This window comes from Microbacterium sp. PAMC21962 (assembly GCF_019443465.1).
In the GTDB taxonomy this organism is placed as follows: domain Bacteria; phylum Actinomycetota; class Actinomycetes; order Actinomycetales; family Microbacteriaceae; genus Microbacterium; species Microbacterium hominis.
Genome location: NZ_CP080381.1, coordinates 1893691 through 1913886, shown reverse-complemented (window position 1 = coordinate 1913886; position 20196 = coordinate 1893691). Strand labels below are relative to the sequence as shown.

16 protein-coding genes and 2 tRNA genes are annotated in these 20196 nt (G+C 71.5%); 12 read left to right on the top strand and 6 right to left on the bottom strand.

Translation table 11 applies throughout. From position 1 onward, the window contains the following. Positions 1-58 precede the first annotated feature (58 nt). Positions 59-4174, top strand: a complete 4116-nt coding sequence (locus KY498_RS09275) for an RICIN domain-containing protein (protein ID WP_191009548.1) — start codon at positions 59-61, stop codon at positions 4172-4174. 108 nt (positions 4175-4282) lie between these two features. Here the strand turns inward: KY498_RS09275 and pgm are convergent, their stop codons facing one another. Together pgm and KY498_RS09265 are read right to left on the bottom strand one after the other, a co-directional pair. Beyond that, positions 4283-5926, bottom strand: coding sequence for a phosphoglucomutase (alpha-D-glucose-1,6-bisphosphate-dependent) (gene pgm, locus KY498_RS09270; protein ID WP_191009549.1), 1644 nt, complete (start codon positions 5924-5926; stop codon positions 4283-4285). Positions 5927-5958: 32 nt separating this feature from the next. Then, positions 5959-6588: a hypothetical protein gene (locus tag KY498_RS09265; protein WP_223849034.1), complete on the bottom strand. Its 630-nt coding sequence runs from the start codon at positions 6586-6588 to the stop codon at positions 5959-5961. 23 nt (positions 6589-6611) lie between these two features. Here KY498_RS09265 and pheA point away from each other — a divergent pair, with 23 nt between their 5' ends. Next, on the top strand, positions 6612-7595 hold the full coding sequence (gene pheA, locus KY498_RS09260; RefSeq protein ID WP_060958986.1) for a prephenate dehydratase: 984 nt from the start codon (positions 6612-6614) through the stop codon (positions 7593-7595). Positions 7596-7713: 118 nt separating this feature from the next. Here pheA and KY498_RS09255 read toward each other — a convergent pair whose 3' ends face one another. Beyond that, on the bottom strand, positions 7714-8793 hold the full coding sequence (locus KY498_RS09255; RefSeq protein ID WP_191009550.1) for an LLM class flavin-dependent oxidoreductase: 1080 nt from the start codon (positions 8791-8793) through the stop codon (positions 7714-7716). Positions 8794-8804: 11 nt separating this feature from the next. Further along, positions 8805-10151, bottom strand: coding sequence for a deoxyribodipyrimidine photo-lyase (locus KY498_RS09250; protein ID WP_191009551.1), 1347 nt, complete (start codon positions 10149-10151; stop codon positions 8805-8807). 121 nt (positions 10152-10272) lie between these two features. Here KY498_RS09250 and KY498_RS09245 point away from each other — a divergent pair, with 121 nt between their 5' ends. Continuing rightward, positions 10273-10824: a hypothetical protein gene (locus KY498_RS09245; RefSeq protein WP_191009552.1), complete on the top strand. Its 552-nt coding sequence runs from the start codon at positions 10273-10275 to the stop codon at positions 10822-10824. A gap of 5 nt (positions 10825-10829) precedes the next feature. Further along, positions 10830-11426 carry a TetR/AcrR family transcriptional regulator gene (locus KY498_RS09240; protein WP_191009553.1) on the top strand — a complete coding sequence of 199 codons (597 nt, stop codon included), beginning with the start codon at positions 10830-10832 and terminating at the stop codon, positions 11424-11426. On the opposite strand, the gene KY498_RS09235 is transcribed toward KY498_RS09240, so the two are convergent. Then, positions 11423-12445: a diacylglycerol kinase family protein gene (locus KY498_RS09235; RefSeq protein WP_191009554.1), complete on the bottom strand. Its 1023-nt coding sequence runs from the start codon at positions 12443-12445 to the stop codon at positions 11423-11425. The genes KY498_RS09240 and KY498_RS09235 overlap by 4 nt on opposite strands. A 153-nt stretch (positions 12446-12598) precedes the next feature. On the opposite strand from KY498_RS09235, the gene serS reads away from it, so the two are divergent. The 5 genes from serS (at position 12599) to KY498_RS09210 (ending at position 16524) form a co-directional block, all read left to right on the top strand. Then, the gene (gene serS / locus KY498_RS09230) at positions 12599-13879 is read left to right on the top strand and encodes a serine--tRNA ligase (protein ID WP_191009555.1); all 1281 of its coding nucleotides are present in this window, start codon (positions 12599-12601) and stop codon (positions 13877-13879) included. Then, on the top strand, positions 13876-14799 hold the full coding sequence (locus tag KY498_RS09225) for an HAD family hydrolase (protein ID WP_191007841.1): 924 nt from the start codon (positions 13876-13878) through the stop codon (positions 14797-14799). Before serS ends, KY498_RS09225 begins: the two co-directional genes overlap by 4 nt. 114 nt (positions 14800-14913) lie before the next feature. Next, positions 14914-14998 (top strand) — tRNA-Ser (locus KY498_RS09220). A 35-nt stretch (positions 14999-15033) separates the two neighbouring features. Continuing rightward, positions 15034-16332, top strand: a complete 1299-nt coding sequence (locus KY498_RS09215; protein WP_060958993.1) for an LCP family protein — start codon at positions 15034-15036, stop codon at positions 16330-16332. 103 nt (positions 16333-16435) lie between these two features. Then, positions 16436-16524: transfer RNA gene (locus tag KY498_RS09210), tRNA-Ser, on the top strand. 117 nt (positions 16525-16641) lie between these two features. Here the strand turns inward: KY498_RS09210 and KY498_RS09205 are convergent. Then, positions 16642-18078, bottom strand: a complete 1437-nt coding sequence (locus tag KY498_RS09205) for an RNA polymerase sigma factor (RefSeq protein ID WP_191007842.1) — start codon at positions 18076-18078, stop codon at positions 16642-16644. 227 nt (positions 18079-18305) lie between these two features. On the opposite strand from KY498_RS09205, the gene KY498_RS09200 reads away from it, so the two are divergent. From KY498_RS09200 to KY498_RS09190, 3 genes are all read left to right on the top strand, one after another. Continuing rightward, positions 18306-18926, top strand: coding sequence for a hypothetical protein (locus KY498_RS09200; RefSeq protein ID WP_060958995.1), 621 nt, complete (start codon positions 18306-18308; stop codon positions 18924-18926). Between the two features lie 67 nt (positions 18927-18993). Further along, a complete protein-coding gene (locus KY498_RS09195; protein WP_191007843.1) occupies positions 18994-19614 on the top strand; it encodes a hypothetical protein in 621 nt (206 codons plus the stop codon). Continuing rightward, positions 19611-20195 (top strand): hypothetical protein, encoded by a 585-nt coding sequence (locus KY498_RS09190; protein ID WP_191007844.1) that lies wholly within the window; start codon positions 19611-19613, stop codon positions 20193-20195. The genes KY498_RS09195 and KY498_RS09190 overlap by 4 nt, the downstream gene beginning before the upstream one ends. The last annotated feature ends 1 nt before the right edge of the window (position 20196 follow it).

Genomic DNA, 20196 nt, shown 5'->3' with positions numbered 1-20196 from the left:
GTCAACATGCATTGGCTCCCCGGTCGCGACGACGCGATACAGAGAGGAATCCCCCACGATGAAGTCCCCCGGCCTGATCGCCCTCGCCGCCGTGACCGCCCTCGGCGTCACCGGTCTCGTGGCGCCGCTCGCGGCGCCGGAACCGGCCGTCGCGGCATCCGCCGTCACCATCACCCCGAACCCCGCCTACGCGTCCGAGGCCTTCGAGGGGTGGGGCACGAGCCTGGTCTGGTTCGCCAACGCGACCGGCGGCTATCCCGAGCAGGTGCGCCAGGACCTGCTCGAGAAGGTCTTCGGCGAAGACGGCCTCAACCTCAACATCGCCCGCTACAACATCGGCGGCGGCAACGCCACCGACGTGCCGTCGTACCTGCGGCCGGGCGGGGCCGTGGACGGATGGTGGAACCCCGACCTGAACGCCAGCGACGCGTCCGGGCCCATCACCTCCACCTACGCCGACCGGGCCCGCTACGCCGCGGCCTGGAACCCCGACGACCCCGACGCCTTCGACTGGAACGCCGACGCGACCCAGCGCTGGTGGATCGAGGCGCTGAAGGACAAGATCACGAAGTGGGAGGCCTTCAGCAACTCGCCGCCGTACTTCCTCACGCAGAGCGGCTACGTCTCCGGCGGCATCAACAACGCCACCTCCGAGCAGCTCGCCCCCGCCGACATGGACAAGTTCGCGGGCTACCTCGTCAAGGTCGTCGAGCACCTCGAGGAGACTTACGGCATCCAGTTCGACTCGCTCGACCCCTTCAACGAGCCGAACACGAACTACTGGGGCACCACGATCCCGCAGGGTGCGACGTGGCCGAGCTCCGCGAGCCGCCAGGAGGGCGCGCACATCGGTCCGCAGCGACAGGACCAGATGATCCAGGCGCTCGCCGCGCGCCTCGCCGCCCCCGGCACCACGACCGACGTCCCGATCTCGGCCATGGACGAGACCAACCCCTCGACGTTCGTGACGAACTGGAACGGCTGGTCGCAGACCTCTCGCGACGAGGTCTCCCAGCTCAACGTCCACACCTACGGCACGTCCAACCGCACGATGGTGCGCGACATCGCCAAGACCTCCGACAAGCCGCTGTGGATGAGCGAGGTCGAGGGCAACTGGGACAGCTCGAATGCCGGCTTCAACCAGACCAACATCGACAACGGCCTGGGCATGGCCGGTCACATGATCGACGACCTGCGCGAACTCGAGCCGCGCGCCTGGGTGTTCTGGCAGCCCGTCGAGGACCTGTACAACATGCAGAAGGTCGAGAAGACCAACTGGGGCAGCGTCTTCATCGACTTCGACTGCAACGCGCAGAACCAGTCCGCCCGACGCCTCGCCGACGGTGACGCCGACGCGTCCTGCAAGGTGCTGACGAACGCGAAGTACAACACGATCCGCAACTTCACGCACTACATCCGGCCCGGCGATCACATCGTCCCGACCAACGACACGCAGACCACGGCGGCCGTGACGGCGGCGGGCGACGGTGTGAACCTCGTGCACGTGAACACCGAGGCATCCGCCCGCACGGTGCGCCTGGACCTGTCGAACTTCGGCCAGATCGCTCCCGGTGCCAAGGTCACCCCGATCGTGACGACGCAGTCGCCGGCGGACGCGGTCGAGCAGAACGCTCTCGTGCGCGGAAGCGACGTCGCGATCGACCCCCTCACCCGCACGGCCACGCTGACGGTGCCGGCCAAGTCGGTCACCACGTTCGTGGTGTCGGGCGTCTCCGGCGTCGCGGCGGCCGCGCCGGCCGTGAAGGACGGCGCGACCTACCAGCTGCTGGGGACCCAGAGCGGCAAGGCGCTCACGGTGCAGAACGCCGCGCTGACGATCCGCAGCTCCGCGACGACGGCGGATGCCGCGACGGCGCAGACCTGGACGGCGGTCTCCCTCAGCGGTGCCGGCACCGATCGCCAGCGGGTGCTGCTGCGCTCGGGCGACGGGCGCTATCTCGCCTCGTCGGGCACCTCCCTGACCCTCGCGACCGAGAGCGCCGAGCAGGCGGCGGCCGATCCGGCCGCGCAGTGGGTGCCGAACACCCTCGACGGTCGGAGCTACTCCTTCCTGAACGTCGCGAGCACCCGGGTGCTCGACGTCAACGGCGGGGGCACCTCCGACGGCACGAGCGTGGGGCTCTGGACCTCCAACAACGGCGCCAACCAGTCGTGGACCCTCGCGCCGACCGCGATCGACACCGTCGCGGACGTGACGGTCACGACGGAGGCGGGCGTGGCTCCGACCCTCCCGGGCACGGTGCAGGTCCGCTACCTCGGCGGCCTCACGCGCACCGCCGCGGTGACCTGGGACCTCTCCGGACACGACTGGTCCGCCGGGACGACCGAGGTCGCCGGCAGCGGCACCGACCTGTTCGGCGCACCGTTCACCGCCCGCGCGCTCGTCGACGTCGGCGCCTTCACCGCGGCCGTGCCGGTCTCGCTCACCACCTACGCGGGGACCACGCTCGACGCCGTGTCGGCGGCGGCGCCGCCGACCGTGCCCCTGGAGGTGCGTACGGGCGGCGCAACGGTGGCCGCACCGGTCACGTGGTCGTGGGATGCCGTGACGGATGCCGAGCTGGCCGCGCCGGGTACCGTGCGCGTGCCGGGGACCGCGGCCGTGCCCGGAGGCGGCACGCTCGACGCCGTGCTGACGGTCATCGTGACGACGCCCACCGAGAAGAACGTCGCCCCGACGAGCACGCCCACCGCCACCTACACGGAGAGCGGCTACCCGGCCACGCGCACGATCAACGGCGTGACGACCGACAAGGGCTGGTCGAACTGGCGCGGCGGTACGCTCAACGCCTCCGACACCCTCACCTACGCCCTGTCCGCTCCGACGCCCGTCACCCACGTGATGGTCTACTTCAAGCGCGACGGCGGCACGTCGTGGGCTCAGACGATGCACATCGACCACCGCCTCGGCACCGGGGAGTGGGTGATCGGCGACACGATCACGGTCGGCACTCCGGCGACCGGCGATCCGCAGGTCGACGTCCCCGTCGATGCGGCCTCGGCCGACCAGGTGCGCGTGGTGATGAACGCGTATCCGAACACGCACCTCATCGTCTCGGAGGTGGAGATCTACGCCCCGGCCGCCTCGCCGTCGGAGGTCGCCGACCTCGCGCGACTGACCGTCGGTTCGGCGTCGGTGAAGGACTTCTCCGCCGACACGACCGCGTACGAGGTCGCCGTCGCGGGCTCGGCCTGGCCGGTGGTCGCCGCGACCGCGGTCGACCAGGACGCGAGCGTCCGCGTCGTCCAGCCCGGCGACGGGCAGGGGACGGCCACCGTGACGGTGACCGCGCCCTCCGGTGCGCAGAAGTCGTACACCGTGACCGTCGCGCGTGCGGCCGTGCTCTCGGGCGTGACGATCGGCGGCACGCCGACGGTCGGCGCCGCCCTCAGCGCCGTGCCCGGCACCGTCGACCCCGCCACCGCCGACCTCGCCTACGTCTGGAAGCGCGACGGCGTCGCGATCGATGGCGCGGACGGCGCGCAGTACACCGTGACGACCGACGACGTCGGACACGAGCTGACCGTCGTGGCGACGGTCACCGCGCCCGGCTTCACGGCGGGTACGGCGACCTCGGACGCGGTCACCGGTCAGCCGGGCACCGCCACGCCGACCCCGACCCCGACGCCGACGTCGACCGCGACGCCCACGCCGACGCCGACTGCGACGCCCGAGCCGACGGGATCGCCCACCGCGAGCCCGTCGCCGTCGGCGACCGCGACGAGCGCACCCGGCACGTCCACACCGACCGAAGCCGACCTCACGACCGCGCTCGAGGGGCGCATCTCGGGCCCGGCATCCATCGCCGCCGGCAGCACCGTCTCGGTGCAGGTCGGCGCCGATCGGGCGGGCCAGCAGGTCGCCGCGTGGCTGTTCTCGACCCCGCGGGCTCTCGGCGCCGCGACGGTCTCGGCCGCAGGGACGATCCCCGTGACCGTTCCGCTGGACGCGGTCGCCGGTGCGCACCGCCTCGCCGTGACGGATGCCGCGGGCACCGTGATCGGCTGGTACGCCGTCACGGTCACGGCGCCGCCGACCACGCTGGCCACCACCGGCGCGACGGCGCCCTTCGCCCTGGCGCTCACCGTCGCGGTGCTGCTGCTGATCGCGGGAGCCGCCCTCGTGCGGCGTCGGCGCCCGGCGCGCGGCTGAGAACGCCGTGACGACCGCCTGAGCGGCGTCACGGCAGCGGCCCCGTCCCTCCGAGAGGAGGGACGGGGCCGCTGCCGTGACTGACGCGACGTCAGGCGTCGCGCGACGTCACGAGTCGGCCAGGGCCGCGGAGACGACGGCGCGGGCCTCGGCCTGCACCTCGCGCAGATGCTCCTCACCGCGCAACGACTCGGCGTAGAGCTTGTAGACGTCCTCGGTGCCGGACGGGCGCGCGGCGAACCAGGCGTGCTCGGTCTGCACCTTCAGGCCGCCGATCGCGGCGCCGTTGCCCGGCGCGTGGGACAGCTTCGCGGTGATCGGCTCGCCGGCGAGCTCCGTCGCGGTGACGGCCTCCGGAGCGAGCTTCGACAGCGCCGCCTTCTGTGCGGGGGATGCCGGGGCGTCCACGCGCTGGTAGGCGGACGCGCCGAACTCGGCCTCCAGCTCCGCGTAGCGCTGCGACGGGCTCTTGCCGGTGACCGCGATGATCTCGGCGGCGAGCAGGCACAGCAGGATGCCGTCCTTGTCGGTCGTCCAGACGGTGCCGTCGACACGGAGGAAGGACGCCCCCGCCGACTCCTCGCCGCCGAACGCCACCGAGCCGTCCAGCAGGCCCGGAACGAACCACTTGAAGCCCACGGGCACCTCGAGCAGGCGCCGACCGAGCGACGCGGCGACCCGGTCGATGATCATCGACGACACGAGCGTCTTGCCGACGGCGGCGTCGGCCGGCCACTGCGGGCGGTGGGCGTACAGATAGTCGATCGCCACGGCGAGGTAGTGGTTCGGGTTCATCAGGCCGGCGTCGGGTGTCACGATGCCGTGCCTGTCGGCATCCGCGTCGTTGCCGGTGAGCACGTCGTACTCGTCGCGGCGGGCGACGAGCGCGGCCATCGCCGAGGGCGACGACGGATCCATGCGGATCTTCTCGTCCCAGTCGAGCGTCATGAAGCGCCACGTCGGGTCGACCTCGGGGTTGACGACCGTGAGGTCGAGGCCGTAGCGCTCGCCGATCAGCGCCCAGTACTCGACGGACGCGCCGCCGAGCGGGTCGGCGCCGATGCGGACGCCGGCGCGGCGGATGGCCTCCACGTCGATGATGTTCGCGAGGTCGGCGACGTAGCCCTCGCGGAAGTCGTAGCTTCCGAGCGTGTCTGCATCGATGTCCTTGAACGGGGTGCGCGCGACCCCGTCCAGGCCCGCGGCGATCAGGGCGTTGGCCCGGTCGGCGATCCACCCGGTGGCATCCGTGTCGGCCGGCCCGCCGTGCGGCGGGTTGTACTTGAAGCCGCCGTCGCGCGGCGGATTGTGCGACGGGGTGACGACGATGCCGTCGGCGCGGCCCGGGTCGTCCAGGGCGCGGCCGCGGTTGTAGGTGAGGATGGCGTGGCTGAGGGCCGGCGTCGGCACCCACGCGTCGCGGGAGTCGATGCGCACGTCGATGCCGTTCGCGACGAGCACCTCCACCGCGGTGCGCTCGGCCGGCAGCGACAGCCCGTGGGTGTCGCGCCCGAGGAACAGGGGCCCGGTGATGCCTTGGGTCGCGCGGTAGTCGACGATCGCCTGAGTGGTCGCGAGGATGTGGTCCTCGTTGAAGCTCGTGCTCAGCGACGACCCGCGGTGGCCGCTCGTGCCGAACGCGACGCGCTGTTCGGGAACGGACGGATCGGGTCTGCGGTCGTAATAGGCGGCGATGAGCTCATCGATGTCGATGAGGTCGGAGGCTTCGGCTGGCTGTCCTGCGCGGCTCATGTCCACAGTCTGTCACTGCGGCGGGCCGGCGGTCACTTCCGATGCAGGACCGAGGCTGCCGTGCTGTCGGACAGCTTGTTGATCAGCGTCAGCGTGTCGGGCTTGCAGCCGTACTTCGCGTCGGTGATCGGGGCGTTCGAGATCTGCTGGCTGATGGCACCGGCATCCGTGCCCTTGCCGTCGATCGTCGCGACGATCTCCATGCCCGAGGTGTCCTGCGTCTGGCTGCCGATGCCGTTGCCGGTCACGGTGTAGGTGCCGGTGATGGAGCCCTTGAACTGGATGAGGGTGACCGTCCCGGAGATGTCGACCGCGACCCGCTCCGCGGGGGTCCACGTGTACGACCCGTCCTTGCGCAGCTCGAGATCCGCGGTGCCGGTCGCCGTGAAGGTGGCACCCGAGCTCGCCATCAGCGAGTTCACGTCGTTGTAGAACGCCGTCACCTGATCCTGGCCCATGTGCCACTCGCCGACGAGACAGGCGAGATCCGCGGTCGGAGACGGGGAGGGCGTCGGCGTCGGTGTGGGTGTGGGCGTGGTGCTCGCGGAGCCGCTGGGGCTGGGCTCGGTCGCCGGCTTGTCGTCGACCGGTGCGCAGGCGCTCAGGCTCAGGGCGAGGGCTGCTGCGGTGACGACGGCGAGAGAGGAGAATCGGCGGATCACCCCTTCAGCGTAGGCTGTCACCCGTGACTTCCGCGCCTTCGTCGACCGCGGCACCCGCGGCACCGCTGCCCTCGCGCCGCACCTACAGCTATCTCGGTCCGGCCGGAACCTTCACGGAGGCGGCCCTCGCGCAGGTGCCCGAGGCGCGCGATCAGATCTGGCGTCCGGTGCGCAACGTCGCGGAAGCGCTCGCCGATGTCGTCGACGGCCGCTCGGATGCCGCGATGATCGCGATCGAGAACTCGGTCGACGGCGGGGTCTCCACGGCGCAGGACGCGTTGGCGACGATGCCCGGGCTGAGAATCGTCGGTGAGTATCTCGTGCGAGTCAACTTCGTGCTCGTCGGCCGCCCCGGCATGCGCCTCGAGGACGTGCGACTCGTGGCCGCGCACCCGGTCGCCTACGGCCAGTGCCTGCGGTGGTTGTCGGCGACGCTGCCCGACCACGCCCACCTGCCCGCGTCGAGCAATGTGGCCTCGGCGGTCGACATGATCGAGGGCGTGAGCGACGCGGACGCGGCCATCGCACCTCCCGGCATCCTCGAACACCACGACCTCGAGTTGCTGGCCGAGGAGATCGGCGACAACGCCAACGCCGTGACGCGCTTCGTGCTCGTGAGCCGCACGGTGTCGGCGCCGCCGCCCACCGGCGCGGACAAGACCTCGCTGATCGTCGAGCTGCCCGAGGAGTATCCGGGTGCGCTGCTCGAGCTGCTGGAGCAGTTCGCGACGCGCGGCATCAACCTCTCGCTGCTCGCGTCGCGGCCCATCGGCGACGCTCTCGGCCGCTACCGCTTCGTCATCGACGCCGACGGCCACATCCAGGACGAGCGCATGGCCGACGCCCTCCTGGGCCTGCGCCGCTTCAGCCCGAAGGTCATCTACCTGGGGTCGTACCCGCGCGCGGACCGCGCCATCGTGCACTACCCCGACCGCTACTCCGACGAGGTGTTCGTCGAGGCCCGCGACTGGCTGCGTGGCCTCATCTCCGGAGCCCCCGAGGCCTGACGCCTGCGGCGGGGCGTTTCGACTCGTCGCTGCGCTCCTCGCTCAACGACCGGGGGTGCGCCTGTTACCGGTCGTTGAGCGAGCGCAGCGAGTCGAAACGCCGTACGCAGCTCCGGAGTCAGGCCGCGAGCAGCTCGAGAGTCTGGATGCGGCCGGTCGCGCTGTCCATCGCCTCACCGTCGTAGGCTCCCGAGACGGGGGAGATCATGACCTCGTCGACGCCGTGGCGCTCGGCGAACGCGGCCAGGGCCGCGCGGGACTCTTCGCCCGTGCCGACGAACCAGCGGCGGCGCAGAGCGTCGATGAGCGGTGCCGCGAGCCGGTCCTCCGCTTCCGCCGCGGCGGCCTGCTCGACGGTCTCGAGCGCCGTCAGCGGGCGGCCGCCGCGCAGCCGCGCCATCATGCGCGCCTGCGGCAGCATCCGCTCCTCGGCCTCCGCCGCCGTGGGCGCGACGACCGCGTTGGCGGTGAGGAAGGTGCGCGGGACGTCGAGGTGGGCCGACGGCTGGAACTGCGCGCGGTAGAGATCCAGCGCGCGCTCCAAGCCCTCGCCCGAGAAGTGGTTCGCGAACACGTACGGCAGCCCGAAGGCCGCGGCGAGCTGGGCGGAGTAGTCGCTCGAGCCGAGCAGCCAGACCTCCGGAGCGCCCGTGGCGGCGGGGGTCGCGTGGATGCCGTATCGATCGTCCCCGTCGCCGCGACCGGTCAGGCGCACCGTGGCGCCGTCGGGCGACATCAGCGCCGAGATGTCGCGCACGTGCTCGGGGAAGCGGTCGACGTCGCTGGACGTGCCGCTCATCCGCAGCAGCTGGGTGATGACCGGATCGCTTCCGGGCGCGCGTCCCAGTCCGAGGTCGATCCGCCCCGGCGCGATCGCCTCCAGCGCGGCGAACTGCTCCGCCACCACGAGCGGGGCGTGGTTGGGCAGCATCACTCCGCCGGAGCCGACCCGGATGCGCGACGTGCGGGCCGCGGCCGCGGCGATGAGCACCGGCGGCGTCGTCGAGGCCACCGCGGGCATGTTGTGGTGCTCGGCGAACCAGTAGCGGCGGTAGCCGAGCTCGTCGGCCCGCTGGGCCAGGGCGAGGGAGGAGGCGACCGCCTGGGTGCTGGTCTGATCGGTGCGGACGGGGACGAGATCGAGGACGGAGAGCGCAGGAGACATCGTCGGAGACAACCCCGCGGGCGGTCCTCGCATTCCGCGAGCGCTCAGCCGGCGCGCTTGACCTCCTCGTACGCCGCCAGCGCGGCGTCGCGGGTCTCCTTGAGATCGACGATCGGCTCGCGCTCCGCGGCATCCGGCGCCCATTCGCGGACGTACCGCCCGTCGGCGTCGAACTTCTTCGCCTGCAGCTCGGGATTGAAGATGCGGAAGTAGGGGGCGGCGTCGGCGCCCGACCCGGCCACCCACTGCCAGTTGAACGGGTTGCTGGCGGCATCCGCGTCCACGAGCGTGTCCCAGAACCACTCCTCGCCGCGGCGCCAGTCGATCAGCAGGTTCTTGATGAGGAAGGATGCCGTCACCATCCGCACCCGGTTGTGCATGAAGCCCGAGACCCAGAGCTCCCGCATCCCGGCATCCACGAGGGGCACGCCCGTCTCGCCCCGTTGCCACGCCCGCAGCATCGAGGGCTTCAGCCGCGGCCAGGGGAACGCGTCGTAGGCGGGCTTGAGGTTCTTCGTCGCCAGGTCGGGGGCGTGGAAGAGGGTGTGCCACGCGAACTCCCGCCAGCCCACCTCGGAGAGGAAGCCGCCGACGCGCGCACCCGACGACACCGCCGCGTGCCAGACCTGGTGGGGGCTCAGCTCGCCCCACCGCAGCCGGGGCGACAGCATCGAGGTCGCCCCGCCTGCGGGCTCGTCGCGGGCCCGGTCGTAGTCGGCGACGTCCTCGGCGAGGAACGCGTGCAGGCGCCGCCGCGCCGCCGGCTCGCCGGGCGTCCAGCGCTCGCGGAGGCCGCCCGCCCAGTCGGGCGCCGTCGGCAGCAGTCCCCAGCCGTCGAGGTCGTCGGATGCCGGCGGCGCCGGCGGCCCCGCGATCTCGCGGGGCTCGGACAGCGGCTCGCGCGGCGCGGGCAGCTGCTGGCAGGCCCGCCAGAACGGCGTGAAGACGCCGTAGGGCGTGCCGGCGCCGGTGCGGACGGTCCACGGCTCGAACAGCAGGGATGCCGCGAACGAGCTCACCTCGTGGCCGTCGGCGCGCAGCGACTCCTTGAGGCCGGCGTCGACCGTGCGCTCCGGCGCGCTGTAGCGCCGGTTCCAGAAGACGGCGCCGGCGCCGACCTCCGCGGCGAGGCGGGGGATGACCTCGGCGGCGGCGCCGCGGCGCAGGACGAGCGCGGTCCCCTTCTCGCGGAGCCCGTCGGCCAGGGCGGCGAGCGAGTGGTGCAGCCACCAGCGGGCGGCGCCGCCGAGGGGACGGAAGCCGGGGGACTCCTCGTCGAGCACGAAGACGGCCACCACCGGTCCGCCGCGGTCCACCGCCGCTCGCAGGGCGGGGTTGTCCGCGAGGCGGAGATCGTCGCGGAACCAGACGAGACTCGGGGATGCCGACATGCTCTCCATGGTGCCGGGTGCGTCGGGCCGCGGCGAGCCCTTGCGTGCGCGGTGGGGATGGCGGTACGCGGCGGGCCTCTTTGTGAGTACAGTTGTACTCACAAAGAGAGAGGCGGGTTGCATGATCGTGACGCTGATCGTGGCGTGCGAGGTCGGGTTCTGGGTGGCCGTGCTCGCCGGCCTCCTCGCGCGCTACCCGCTGCGGCGGCCGCGGCTGGGAGCGGCGCTGCTGATCGCGGCTCCGGCGATCGACGTGGTGCTGTTGACCCTCGTGGCCGTCGACCTGCTCCGCGGCGGGACCGCCTCGTGGCAGCACGGGCTGGCCGCGATCTACATCGGCTTCTCGGTCGCCTTCGGCCATCAGGTCATCGCGTGGGCCGACGTGCGCTTCGCGCACCGGTTCGCCTCCGGGCCCCCGCCCGTCAAACTCTCGGGTACCGCGTACACGATCGCGTGCTGGAAGGACGTGCTGCGCACCATCGTCATGGTCGTGATCGCGGGCGGTGTCACGTGGGGACTGATCGCGCTCGCCCGCGACGGCAACGGGACGGACGAGCTGCTGATCAACGTCCGGATCCTCGGGATCATCCTCGCCGCCGACGTGATCTGGGCCGTGAGCTACACGATCTGGCCGCGGCGCGCACCCTCGGCGCCGCCCGTCGGGGCACACTAGCTCTCGTGCCCCGGCTCATCGACCACGACGCCCGAACGCGAGAGATCGCCGCGGCCTCGCTGCGCGTGCTCGAGCGCGACGGCCTCGCGGGACTGTCGGTGCGCGGCGTGGCCGACGAGGCGGGCATCGCGGTCGCGTCGCTGCGGCGCACCTTTCCCACGCAGCACGCGCTGCGCGAGCACTGTCTGCTGCTCATCGATCAGCGGGTGTCCGCGCGTATCGCCGGGCTCGGCGGGCACTTCTCAGGACGGCGGCTCGCCGAAGAGATCCTGGAGCAGCTGCTGCCCCTCGATCACGACCGGAGGGTGGAACTGCTCGCCCAGATCCAGCTCGGGGTGCTCGCTCTCACCGATGCGCGGCTGCACGACTCGGTCCGGCGCCTCAACCGCGGGGTCACCGCGGCGTGCCGCGCGTGCATCGAGCTTCTGCGGGAGGCCGGCGACCTCGGCGCCGGGCGTGACCCGGGCCTGGAGGCCGAGCGGCTGCACGCCCTGCTGGACGGCGCCGCCCTGCACGCGGTGTGGGGCGGGGACGATGACGCGGAGGCGGCGCGCCGCCTGGTCGTCGCGCATCTCGACGACATCGCCCGGCGTCCGCGCTAGAGCGCGGGGGAGGTGTGCCCGGAGGGCACGGCGAGCCGGAGCGAGGCGGCGTGGATGCGGACGTCCACCGCGGTCGCCTCGCCGAACTCGTCGCCGTCGAGCTGCACGGGCGTGGCGGCGCCCGCCGCGATCTGGATGCCGGTGCCCCGCGCGTACCGGATCGAGTTGTCCTTGGTCCGCAGTCGCAGGATCCGGCGACCCGTGCGGAAGCGTCGCAGCACGCTGTTGTCCCACGCGACGCGGCGCCAGACCGCGAGCCAGCCGAACGCGGTCTTGGGCTGGAAGATCGCGATGTCGAGTTGGCCGTCGGCCACCGACGCCTCGGGGATGAGCTCGAGCCCGGCCGGCAGCGACCCGCAGTTCGCGAACAGTACGCTCTGCACCTGGGCGCGATGCATCCGGTGACCGGCGACCTGGTACATGATCGAGAACGGCTTCGCCTTCACGAGCGAGCGTGCGGCACCGTCGACGTACGCGACCCAGCCGACCTTCTTCTTCAGGTCGCCGCTGGTGTTGGCGATCATCGCGGCATCCAGGCCCATTCCGCCCATCACGACGAACGCACGCTCTTCGCGCTCGCCGTCGGGGCGGACGAGTTCCGCGAACCCGACGTCGATCGCCTGCACGTCGCCCTCGAACGTCGCCGCGATCATCGCGTCGGGGTCGGTGAGCGGCAGCTGGAGGTTTCGGGCGAGCAGGTTGCCGGTGCCGCTCGGCACGATCGTGAGGGGCACCTCGGACCCGGCCATCGCCTCGCTGACGGCGCGGACCGTGCCGTCGCCCCCCGCCACGAGGATGGCGGCGGCTCCGGCGTCGATCGCTTCGCGGGCCAGCCCGTCGCCGAGCTCGTCGACGGTCGTCTCGAAGAAGAGGGGCTCGCCCCAGCCGGCGTCCGAGGAGTGGCTCGTGACGGCGGCGCGCAGAGCGTCGGCATCCACCTTGATGGGGTTGTAGACGAGCGCCGCGCGACGGCGCGGCACCTCGTCACCGGAGGGCGCAGTGACGTCAGCAGGTGCCATGTGGCTAAACATACCCGGCGGTGAACATGAGCGGCGGGGCGGGCACGTCCGGGGAGAGCGGGCCCGTCGGGCTCGTCCACTCGAGGACTCCGCCCGGACGCTGGGCGACCCGCCACGCCGAGCGCGCGCGACCCCGCGAACTAGACTTGTCGGGTGATCGATCTCGCTCTCCTCCGTGACAACCCGGACCTCGTCAAGCGCTCGCAGCAGGCCCGCGGCGAGTCGCCCGACACGGTCGACGATGCGATCGAGGCCGACCGTGCCCGACGCGCCGCGATCACCGCCTTCGAGGAGCTGCGCGCCGCGCAGAACGCCCACGGCAAGACCGTCGCCGCCGCGCCCAAGGAGGACAAGCGCGCGCTCGTCGCCCAGGCGAAGGAGCTCAGCGACCGCGTCAAGGCCGCGCAGCAGGCCGTCACGGTCGCCGAAGAGGCGGCGGATGCGGCCCTCGCGCGCATCGAGAACATCGTCATCGACGGCGTTCCGGCCGGGGGCGAAGAGAACTTCGTCACGGTGCGGACGCACGGCGAGCCGGCATCCTTCGACTTCGAGCCGCTGGACCACCTCGCCCTGGGCGAGAAGCTCGGCGCCATCGACATGGAGCGCGGCACCAAGGTGTCGGGCAGTCGCTTCTACTTCCTGACCGGCATCGGAGCGCGCCTCGAATACGCGCTCATGTCCCTCGCGCTCCAGCGCGCCGTGGATGCCGGGTTCATCCCCATGATCCCGCCGACGCTCGTGCGTCCCGAGGTCATGCGCGGCACCGGATTCCTGGGGCAGCACGCCGACGAGGTCTACAAGCTGGAGGCCGACGATCTCTACCTCGTCGGCACGAGCGAGGTCCCGCTCGCCGGCTACCACATGGGGGAGATCCTCGACCTGACGGCGGGCCCCAAGCGCTACGCCGGCTGGTCGACCTGCTACCGCCGCGAAGCGGGCTCGTACGGCAAGGACACCCGGGGCATCATCCGCGTGCACCAGTTCAACAAGCTCGAGATGTTCGTCTACACGACGCCCGAGGACGCCGAGGCGGAGCACCTGCGGCTCGTCGCGCTGCAGGAGCAGATGCTGCAGGACCTCGGCCTGAGCTACCGCGTGATCGACGTCGCCGCGGGTGACCTCGGCTCCAGCGCGGCCCGCAAGTACGACGTCGAGGCGTGGGTCCCCACGCAGGGCTCGTACCGCGAGCTCACCTCGACGAGCAACTGCACGACCTACCAGGCGCGCCGGCTTGACGTGCGGCACCGGCCCGCCGTCGAGGGCGGCGGCGCGGGCAAGACCGCGCCCGTCGCGACCCTCAACGGCACCCTCGCCACCACCCGCTGGATCGTGGCGCTGCTCGAGACGCATCAGCGGGCCGACGGCTCCGTCGTGATCCCCGAGGTGCTGCGGCCCTACCTCGGCGGCCTCGAGGTGGCGGAGCCGATCGCGTGACGAGCGCCGGAGAAGAGCTGCCGCACACCGGAGCGGTGTCGGTTGTCGCGCAGAAAGACGCGGCTCACCTCATCGAGACCATTGCGGACGACACCGAGAATCCGACGATCGTCACCGAGCGCCTGCTCATCGCCCTCGACGTCGACGGCACCGTGCTGCTGGAGGACGAGACGCTCAGCCCGGGAGTCGTCGAGGCGATCGCGCACGCGCACCGCGCCGGGCACGAGGTGATGCTCGCCACCGGGCGCAGCTGGGAGGGCACGCGCGGCATCCAGCACGTGCTCGAGCTCGCTCCCGATTACGCGGTCTGCTCCAACGGGGCGGTCATCATGAAGCGGGTCGGCGGCGACTTCGCCGAAGAGGGCCGGTACGAGCGCTTCCACATCGAGACGTTCCATCCGTCGGAGGTGGTCGGGCTGCTGCGCGCGCACCTGCCGCACGCGAAGTACATGGTCGAGCTGGCCGACGGCGAGCGGCTCTACACGGAACGCCTCGACGACTGGAACCTGGCGAACGCGCGCCGCGTCGACTTCGCCGAGCTGGTCGCCCAGCCGGTGTGCCGTGTCGTCGTCGTCTCGCCCGACGAGACCGACGAGGACTTCCTCGAGCTCGTCGGCCGCATCGGCCTGAGCAAGGTGTCGTACGCCGTGGGCTGGTCGGCCTGGCTCGACATCGCACCGCAGGGCGTCGACAAGTCGACCGCGCTGGAGCGCGTGCGCACCTGGTTGGGCGTCGAGCCCGACCGGGTGCTGGTCATGGGGGACGGGCGCAACGACCTCGGGATGTTCCGGTGGGCGCTCGAACACGGCGGACGCGCGATCGCGATGGGGCAGGGGCCCGAAGAGGTGCGCCGCGAGGCGGGGGAGATCACGGCATCCGTCCACGCCGGCGGTGTCGCGGACGTCCTGCGGCAGCTCTGAGCTGCCGACGACACGACCCGCGCTTTCAGCGGCTGCCCAGGCGCACGCGCGAAGATGGGCACGGTCCGTCGACTAGACTCGACGCCTGTCTGGGGATGCCGCGGCGTCCGTCAGGGAGGGTTGTCCGAGCGGCCGATGGACCCGGTCTTGAAAACCGGTGGGCAGAGATGTCCCGTGGGTTCGAATCCCACACCCTCCGCAGGAGCGGTCGTGTCCGCTGTCGAAAGGTCCCCCGTGAGCCCACGCCCCGAGCGCCCTCGTCGGCAGCCCGTCGCCCGACACGGCATCCTGAAGTCGCCCCACCCGCTCTCGCAGGTGCTCGCGATCCTCGCCGCCGTCGTCGCGGTCGCCGTGATCAGCACGACGGCCGTCGGGGCGTTCTACGTGTGGGACGCCACCCGCGCCGTGGAGGCCGCCGGTGTCTCCATCGGCGGCGATGACGAGCAGCTGCCGCCCACGCTCGGTGAGATCGAGGGCGGCGTCAACATGCTCGTCGTCGGCACCGACTCGTGTGAAGGCGACAATGCCTCGCTCTCCAGCGCGTGCCAGAATCACGACACCGAGGGTGAACGCAACGACGTCACCATGCTGGTGCACATCTCCGATGAGCCGCGGCGTGTGACCGTCGTCTCCTTCCCCCGCGACATGATCGTCCCGATCCCGTCGTGCACGGGCGAGGACGGCACACAGTACTCGGCCATGAGCGGTCAGATGCTCAACTCGTCGTACATGTACGGTGGCCTGTCCTGCACCGTTGCCACGATCAAGAAGCTGACCGGCATCGACATCCAGTTCGCGGCCGCGACGCGGTGGACCGGCGTGATCAACATGTCGGACGCCATCGGCGGTGTCGACGTGTGTGTCGCCGACGACATCTTCGATGCGCACACGGGGCTGAACCTCACGAAGGGCGACCACACGCTCACCGGCGTCGAGGCGCTGCAGTTCCTGCGCACGCGCTACGCCATCGGCGACGGTTCGGACCTCGGGCGTATCTCCAACCAGCAGCAGTTCCTCAGCTCGCTGGTGCGCAAGTTGCAGTCGGAGGGGGTGCTCGGCAACCCCGCGACGCTGTTGAACCTCGCCAACACCGCGCTGCAGCAGGTGACGTCCGACCCGCCGCAGGTCGTGCTGAGCAAGAGCCTCGCGAACCCCCAGAAAATGGTGCAGATCGCCATGGCCGTGCGCAGCGTGCCCTACCAGGACATCGTCTTCGTGCAGTATCCGACGGTCTACGCAGCCGATGGCCTGCGTGTCGACCCGGTGACGTCGGCGGCGAAGGTGCTCTTCGATGCCCTCGCCAACAACCAGCCGATCCAGCTGACGGGCTCCACGAGCGACGGCTACGGAACCGAGGTCGTCGGCGAGGCCACGCCCACGCCCAGCGACCCGGCCACACCGGAGCCCACGGCGACAGCGGATGCCGGCGCCACCGCGGCGGCGCCCACGCCGACGCAGGAGGCCGTGCAGCTGCCGAGCTCCATCACGGGTCAGACGGCGGCGCAGGTCACCTGTACGGTCGCGCAGCGCTGACGCGCGGGCACGGGCCGGATGGCGCGGCCTCCGGTTCGGCGGGAGGGCTCGGACCGGTTATGATTGCCGGGTGCGTTCGCGCGGCTCCGGCCGCGCAGCGCCTGGAGACGTCGCATAGTCAGGCCTAGTGCACCACCCTGCTAAGGTGGAGTCCCCTTACGGGGACCGAGGGTTCAAATCCCTCCGTCTCCGCTCCCACGGACCTTCGAGTCGACCTCGCACGGAGACGTCCACCGACGAGCGGATTCGCGCCCCGGCATCACTCTCGTCGTGCGCTGGAATCGCCGCCGACGCGGTGCGGGCGACGGCTCATAGCCGCGTCTTCCGCCGCTGGGCGCGCAGGATGGCTGCGAGGCCGAGCGCGAGCAGCGCGAACGCGAGGGGGATGAGGGGCATCGGGGTGGCGCCCGTCGAGGCGAGCGCGCTCGAGGGTGGGACGGACCAGTGGCCGGCGCCCGGCGCCGCATCGACATCGGCGGAGGCCCAGACGCGGACCACCAGCGTGGCGGCGAGGGTCTGATCGGTGTCGTCGGGGTGCCGCGTGAGCACGCCGCTCACGGTGGCCGTTCCGCCCGGCGCGAGGCGCCCGAGCGACAGGCTCCCCTCGGCGTGAGAGGACAGGAAGGGCTCGCCGACGGCGGCGCCGTCGCGCCGGATCTGGTGCGTGGGCTCCTCGCCCGCGTGCGCGGGCGACGTGTCGAACTCGACGTACAACGCGATCTCGTCGCTGGAGGAGCTCGTCACCTCCGACGACCACTCCACGCTCTCGCCGGGTGCCGGCATCGGCAGCGTGATCTGCGCGGGGTCGGCTGCGATGGCGACCGCGCCGGCGCGCGTCGTCCCCTCCGACTCCTCCGACGGCCCGCGCGGCCCGGTCGGCATCGGTGACGCCTGGAGCAGCGCCAGCGCAAGGCTTCCCGCGGCGACGATCAATGCCGCCATCATCGCGATGATCGTCTTGCGCGGAGGGCGGCGGGGCGGGTCGGAGGCGAGGGCGACCGCGGCGTCGGGGCTCGCGAGCACCGCGCCGGACACCAGGGCGAGCAGCATCACCGCCAGCAGCGAGCCGCGCCCCAGCTCTTCGGTCAGCGACCGCTCCATCGACGGGCACACGTCGCACGCGGAGGAGTGCCGGCGGAAGTCCGCGACGTCCCGGCGGGCGGCGCGGCCGGTCACGACGCGGGCGAGCAGGGCGGGATCCACGCCGCACGCAGGCGGGTTGAGGTCGACGTAGGCCTTCGCGTACCCGTAGCGGAGCGTGCTCCGGGCGCGATGCAGGATGGTGGACACGTTCGAGGAGGACTTGCCGATCGCCTCGGCCACCTCGGCGCGCGAGCGGCCCTCGACGATGACCGCGAGCACGACGGTCCGCTGCACCCCGTCGAGAGCGTCGAGCGCGCGGTAGGCGAGGGCGCGCGCATCCTTCGCGGCGATCTCCTCGGCGATGTCGGTCACCACGGCGTCGAGCTGCTCGTCGACGACGGTGACGACCCGCCCGCCGGTGAGCTGCGCGCGCCGCACGACGTTGCGGGTGGTGGTGTAGAGGTAGGCGCGCAGATTCGCGATGGACGACAGCCGCTCCTCGTCGAAGGCGAGGAGCACGGCGAACGCCTCGGCGACGGCGTCATCGGCTCCCGCCGGATCCGAGCCCAGTCGGATCGCATACCCGCGCAACGCCGCCGCCGACGCCGCGAACTCCTCCGCCAGTCGTTGGCGTGAGCTCGTGCCCTCTCGCACGCTGTCCACCGCGTCCGCCCCTCGTCGTGTGCGTCGCGGGAGAGGCCGTCCCCGGTCATCGGAGACCCGGCCCCTCTTGACGCCTAGCAAGAATAATTGATAATCAAAAAATAACCGATGATCCTGTGACGAAGCCCCATCGTCGTGCTCTTACCAATGAGACCGCTGTTGCGGTGGGGACGCGGGCGCATCCCGTCGGCCCCCAGCTCACCATCGAAAAGTAAGGAAACACACTCATGGCACACACGACCTCGCGCGGGACGAAGCGACTCGTCGTCGCCGGTGGCTCCCTCCTCGCCGTCGCCGGCCTCATCACCGCGGCGGCGTTCACCGACTACGCCAACCTCAACCTCGGAAACGGCACCGACGACGGCATCGGCGGCGAGAACGCCCGCTTCAACATCCAGGTCGTCGGCACCGACGACGCCGGCGTCCCCGTGCCGGGCACGTGGCAGGAGGCGAACACCCCCGAGGGCGTCAACATCGCCGTTCCGGGCGCCGACCTGATCACGCCCGGCGACACCATCTCGGTGGACATCCCCTTCCGCAACGAGAGCCCGGCGCTGAGCGCCGACATCGCGTTCTCGCTGCAGGACCGCCCCGGCTACGTCTCCGACGCGCAGATCGCCGAGGCGCTGCGCTACAGCGTGCTGGTGGACGGCGTCGCGATCGTGACCGACGCGACCCAGGCGGTCGTGGCCGACCTCGACCTCGGGCTCTACACCTCCGGTCAGGACGGTGTCCTCACCGTGAGCATCACCCTCCCGGACCAGGGCAGCAACGACGCCAACAACGCGCTGCAGGGCCAGATCTCGTACGTGCAGGCGCACTTCGACGCGGCATCCGTCCAGCCGTGAGTCCGTCGGGGTGGCGGCCTGGCCGCCACCCCGACCGCAACACCGTCCCAGGAACGAGAACGAGGCAATGAGAGTACAGAGAACGGGCCGGGTCCGGGCCCTCCTCGCCGTCGGCGCGGTCTTCGCGGCAAGCGGCTTCCTGACGGCCGCAGCCCTCAGCGACTCCGCCGAGGTCGTCGTGACGATGGATGCCTCCCGAAACGGCTTCGATCTCATGACCGCGGGCAGCGCGCTGTCCGGCTGGCAGCCGGAGGCGAGCGACTGGGCGCAGGGAAGACCCGACTCCTACCAGATCGCCCTCGACGGTCCCGACGGCGGCGGCTATCCGCTCGCTCCCGGGGGCTCGATCAGCCTGCGCGTCGCCGTGCTGAACGCGAGCCCGCGTCTGACCGGCGCCGTGTCCCTCGCGATCGATGATCCCTTCCCACGCGGCAACGAGATCGATCCCGACACGGGACGCTTCGTCGAACTCTTCGATCAGCTCGTCTTCACCGTCTCGCACGACGGGGTCGTCGTCCTCGACGGGGTGCCGGCACCGGAGCTGCCCTCCACCGTCTGGGCCGGAGAGATCGTGTCGGGCCAGTCAGAGACCTTCGACGTCGTCATCCATCTGCCCGACACGGTCGACGACCGCTGGCAGCAGGCCTCGACGGACATCCGCTTCCACTTCGCAGGAGAGAACCGATGACCCCCTCCGGTCGGCGCACCCGTGACCGCCTCCTCATCCTCCTCGCCGGAGCCACGACCCTGGGACTGCTGGTCGGCGTGAGCGCCGCCGCGTTCACGGATGACGCGTACGGCCAGCTCGCTCCGGTGGGCGGGCACTTCGACCTCGCCTTCGAAGCGCCGGACGGCAGCATCGTCCAGGGCAATCCGGAGGTCTACGAGCTCGACACGACCGGTCTCGGTCCGATCCGGCCCGTCGGGGCGGAGGACCCGCAGCGTATCGAGCTGCGCGTCCGCAACAACGGCACCGTCCCCGCGGGCGAGGTGACCCTCACGATGCGCTCCCTGCTGCCGACGCAGCCGGCGGATGCCGACGGCGTGGTGCGTGACCCCTTCACCATCCTCATCGTCTCGGTCTGGGTCGACGGCGCGCTCGTCGCCGATGCGGTGCCCGCCGAGTCCCTGACGGCGACGATCCCGGACTGGTCCGTCGGCCAGACGCGGACGGTCGTCATCCAATCCTCCTATCCCACCGGTCTGGGCACCCCCTTCTACTACGGCAGGGACGTCCGACTCGGACTCCTCGTGACAGGAACGACGTGAA

Excerpts from the sequence above, each read along its gene's own strand:
- KY498_RS09195 (WP_191007843.1), top strand. The coding sequence starts at position 18,994 with ATGAGAGTACAGAGAACGGGCCGGGTCCGGGCCCTCCTCGCCGTCGGC.
- KY498_RS09200 (WP_060958995.1), top strand. The coding sequence starts at position 18,306 with ATGGCACACACGACCTCGCGCGGGACGAAGCGACTCGTCGTCGCCGGT.
- KY498_RS09255 (WP_191009550.1), bottom strand. The coding sequence starts at position 8,793 with ATGCGAGGACCGCCCGCGGGGTTGTCTCCGACGATGTCTCCTGCGCTC.
- pgm (WP_191009549.1), bottom strand. The coding sequence starts at position 5,926 with ATGAGCCGCGCAGGACAGCCAGCCGAAGCCTCCGACCTCATCGACATC.
- KY498_RS09245 (WP_191009552.1), top strand. The coding sequence starts at position 10,273 with ATGATCGTGACGCTGATCGTGGCGTGCGAGGTCGGGTTCTGGGTGGCC.
- KY498_RS09275 (WP_191009548.1), top strand. The coding sequence starts at position 59 with ATGAAGTCCCCCGGCCTGATCGCCCTCGCCGCCGTGACCGCCCTCGGC.
- KY498_RS09235 (WP_191009554.1), bottom strand. The coding sequence starts at position 12,445 with ATGGCACCTGCTGACGTCACTGCGCCCTCCGGTGACGAGGTGCCGCGC.
- KY498_RS09190 (WP_191007844.1), top strand. The coding sequence starts at position 19,611 with ATGACCCCCTCCGGTCGGCGCACCCGTGACCGCCTCCTCATCCTCCTC.
- KY498_RS09250 (WP_191009551.1), bottom strand. The coding sequence starts at position 10,151 with ATGTCGGCATCCCCGAGTCTCGTCTGGTTCCGCGACGATCTCCGCCTC.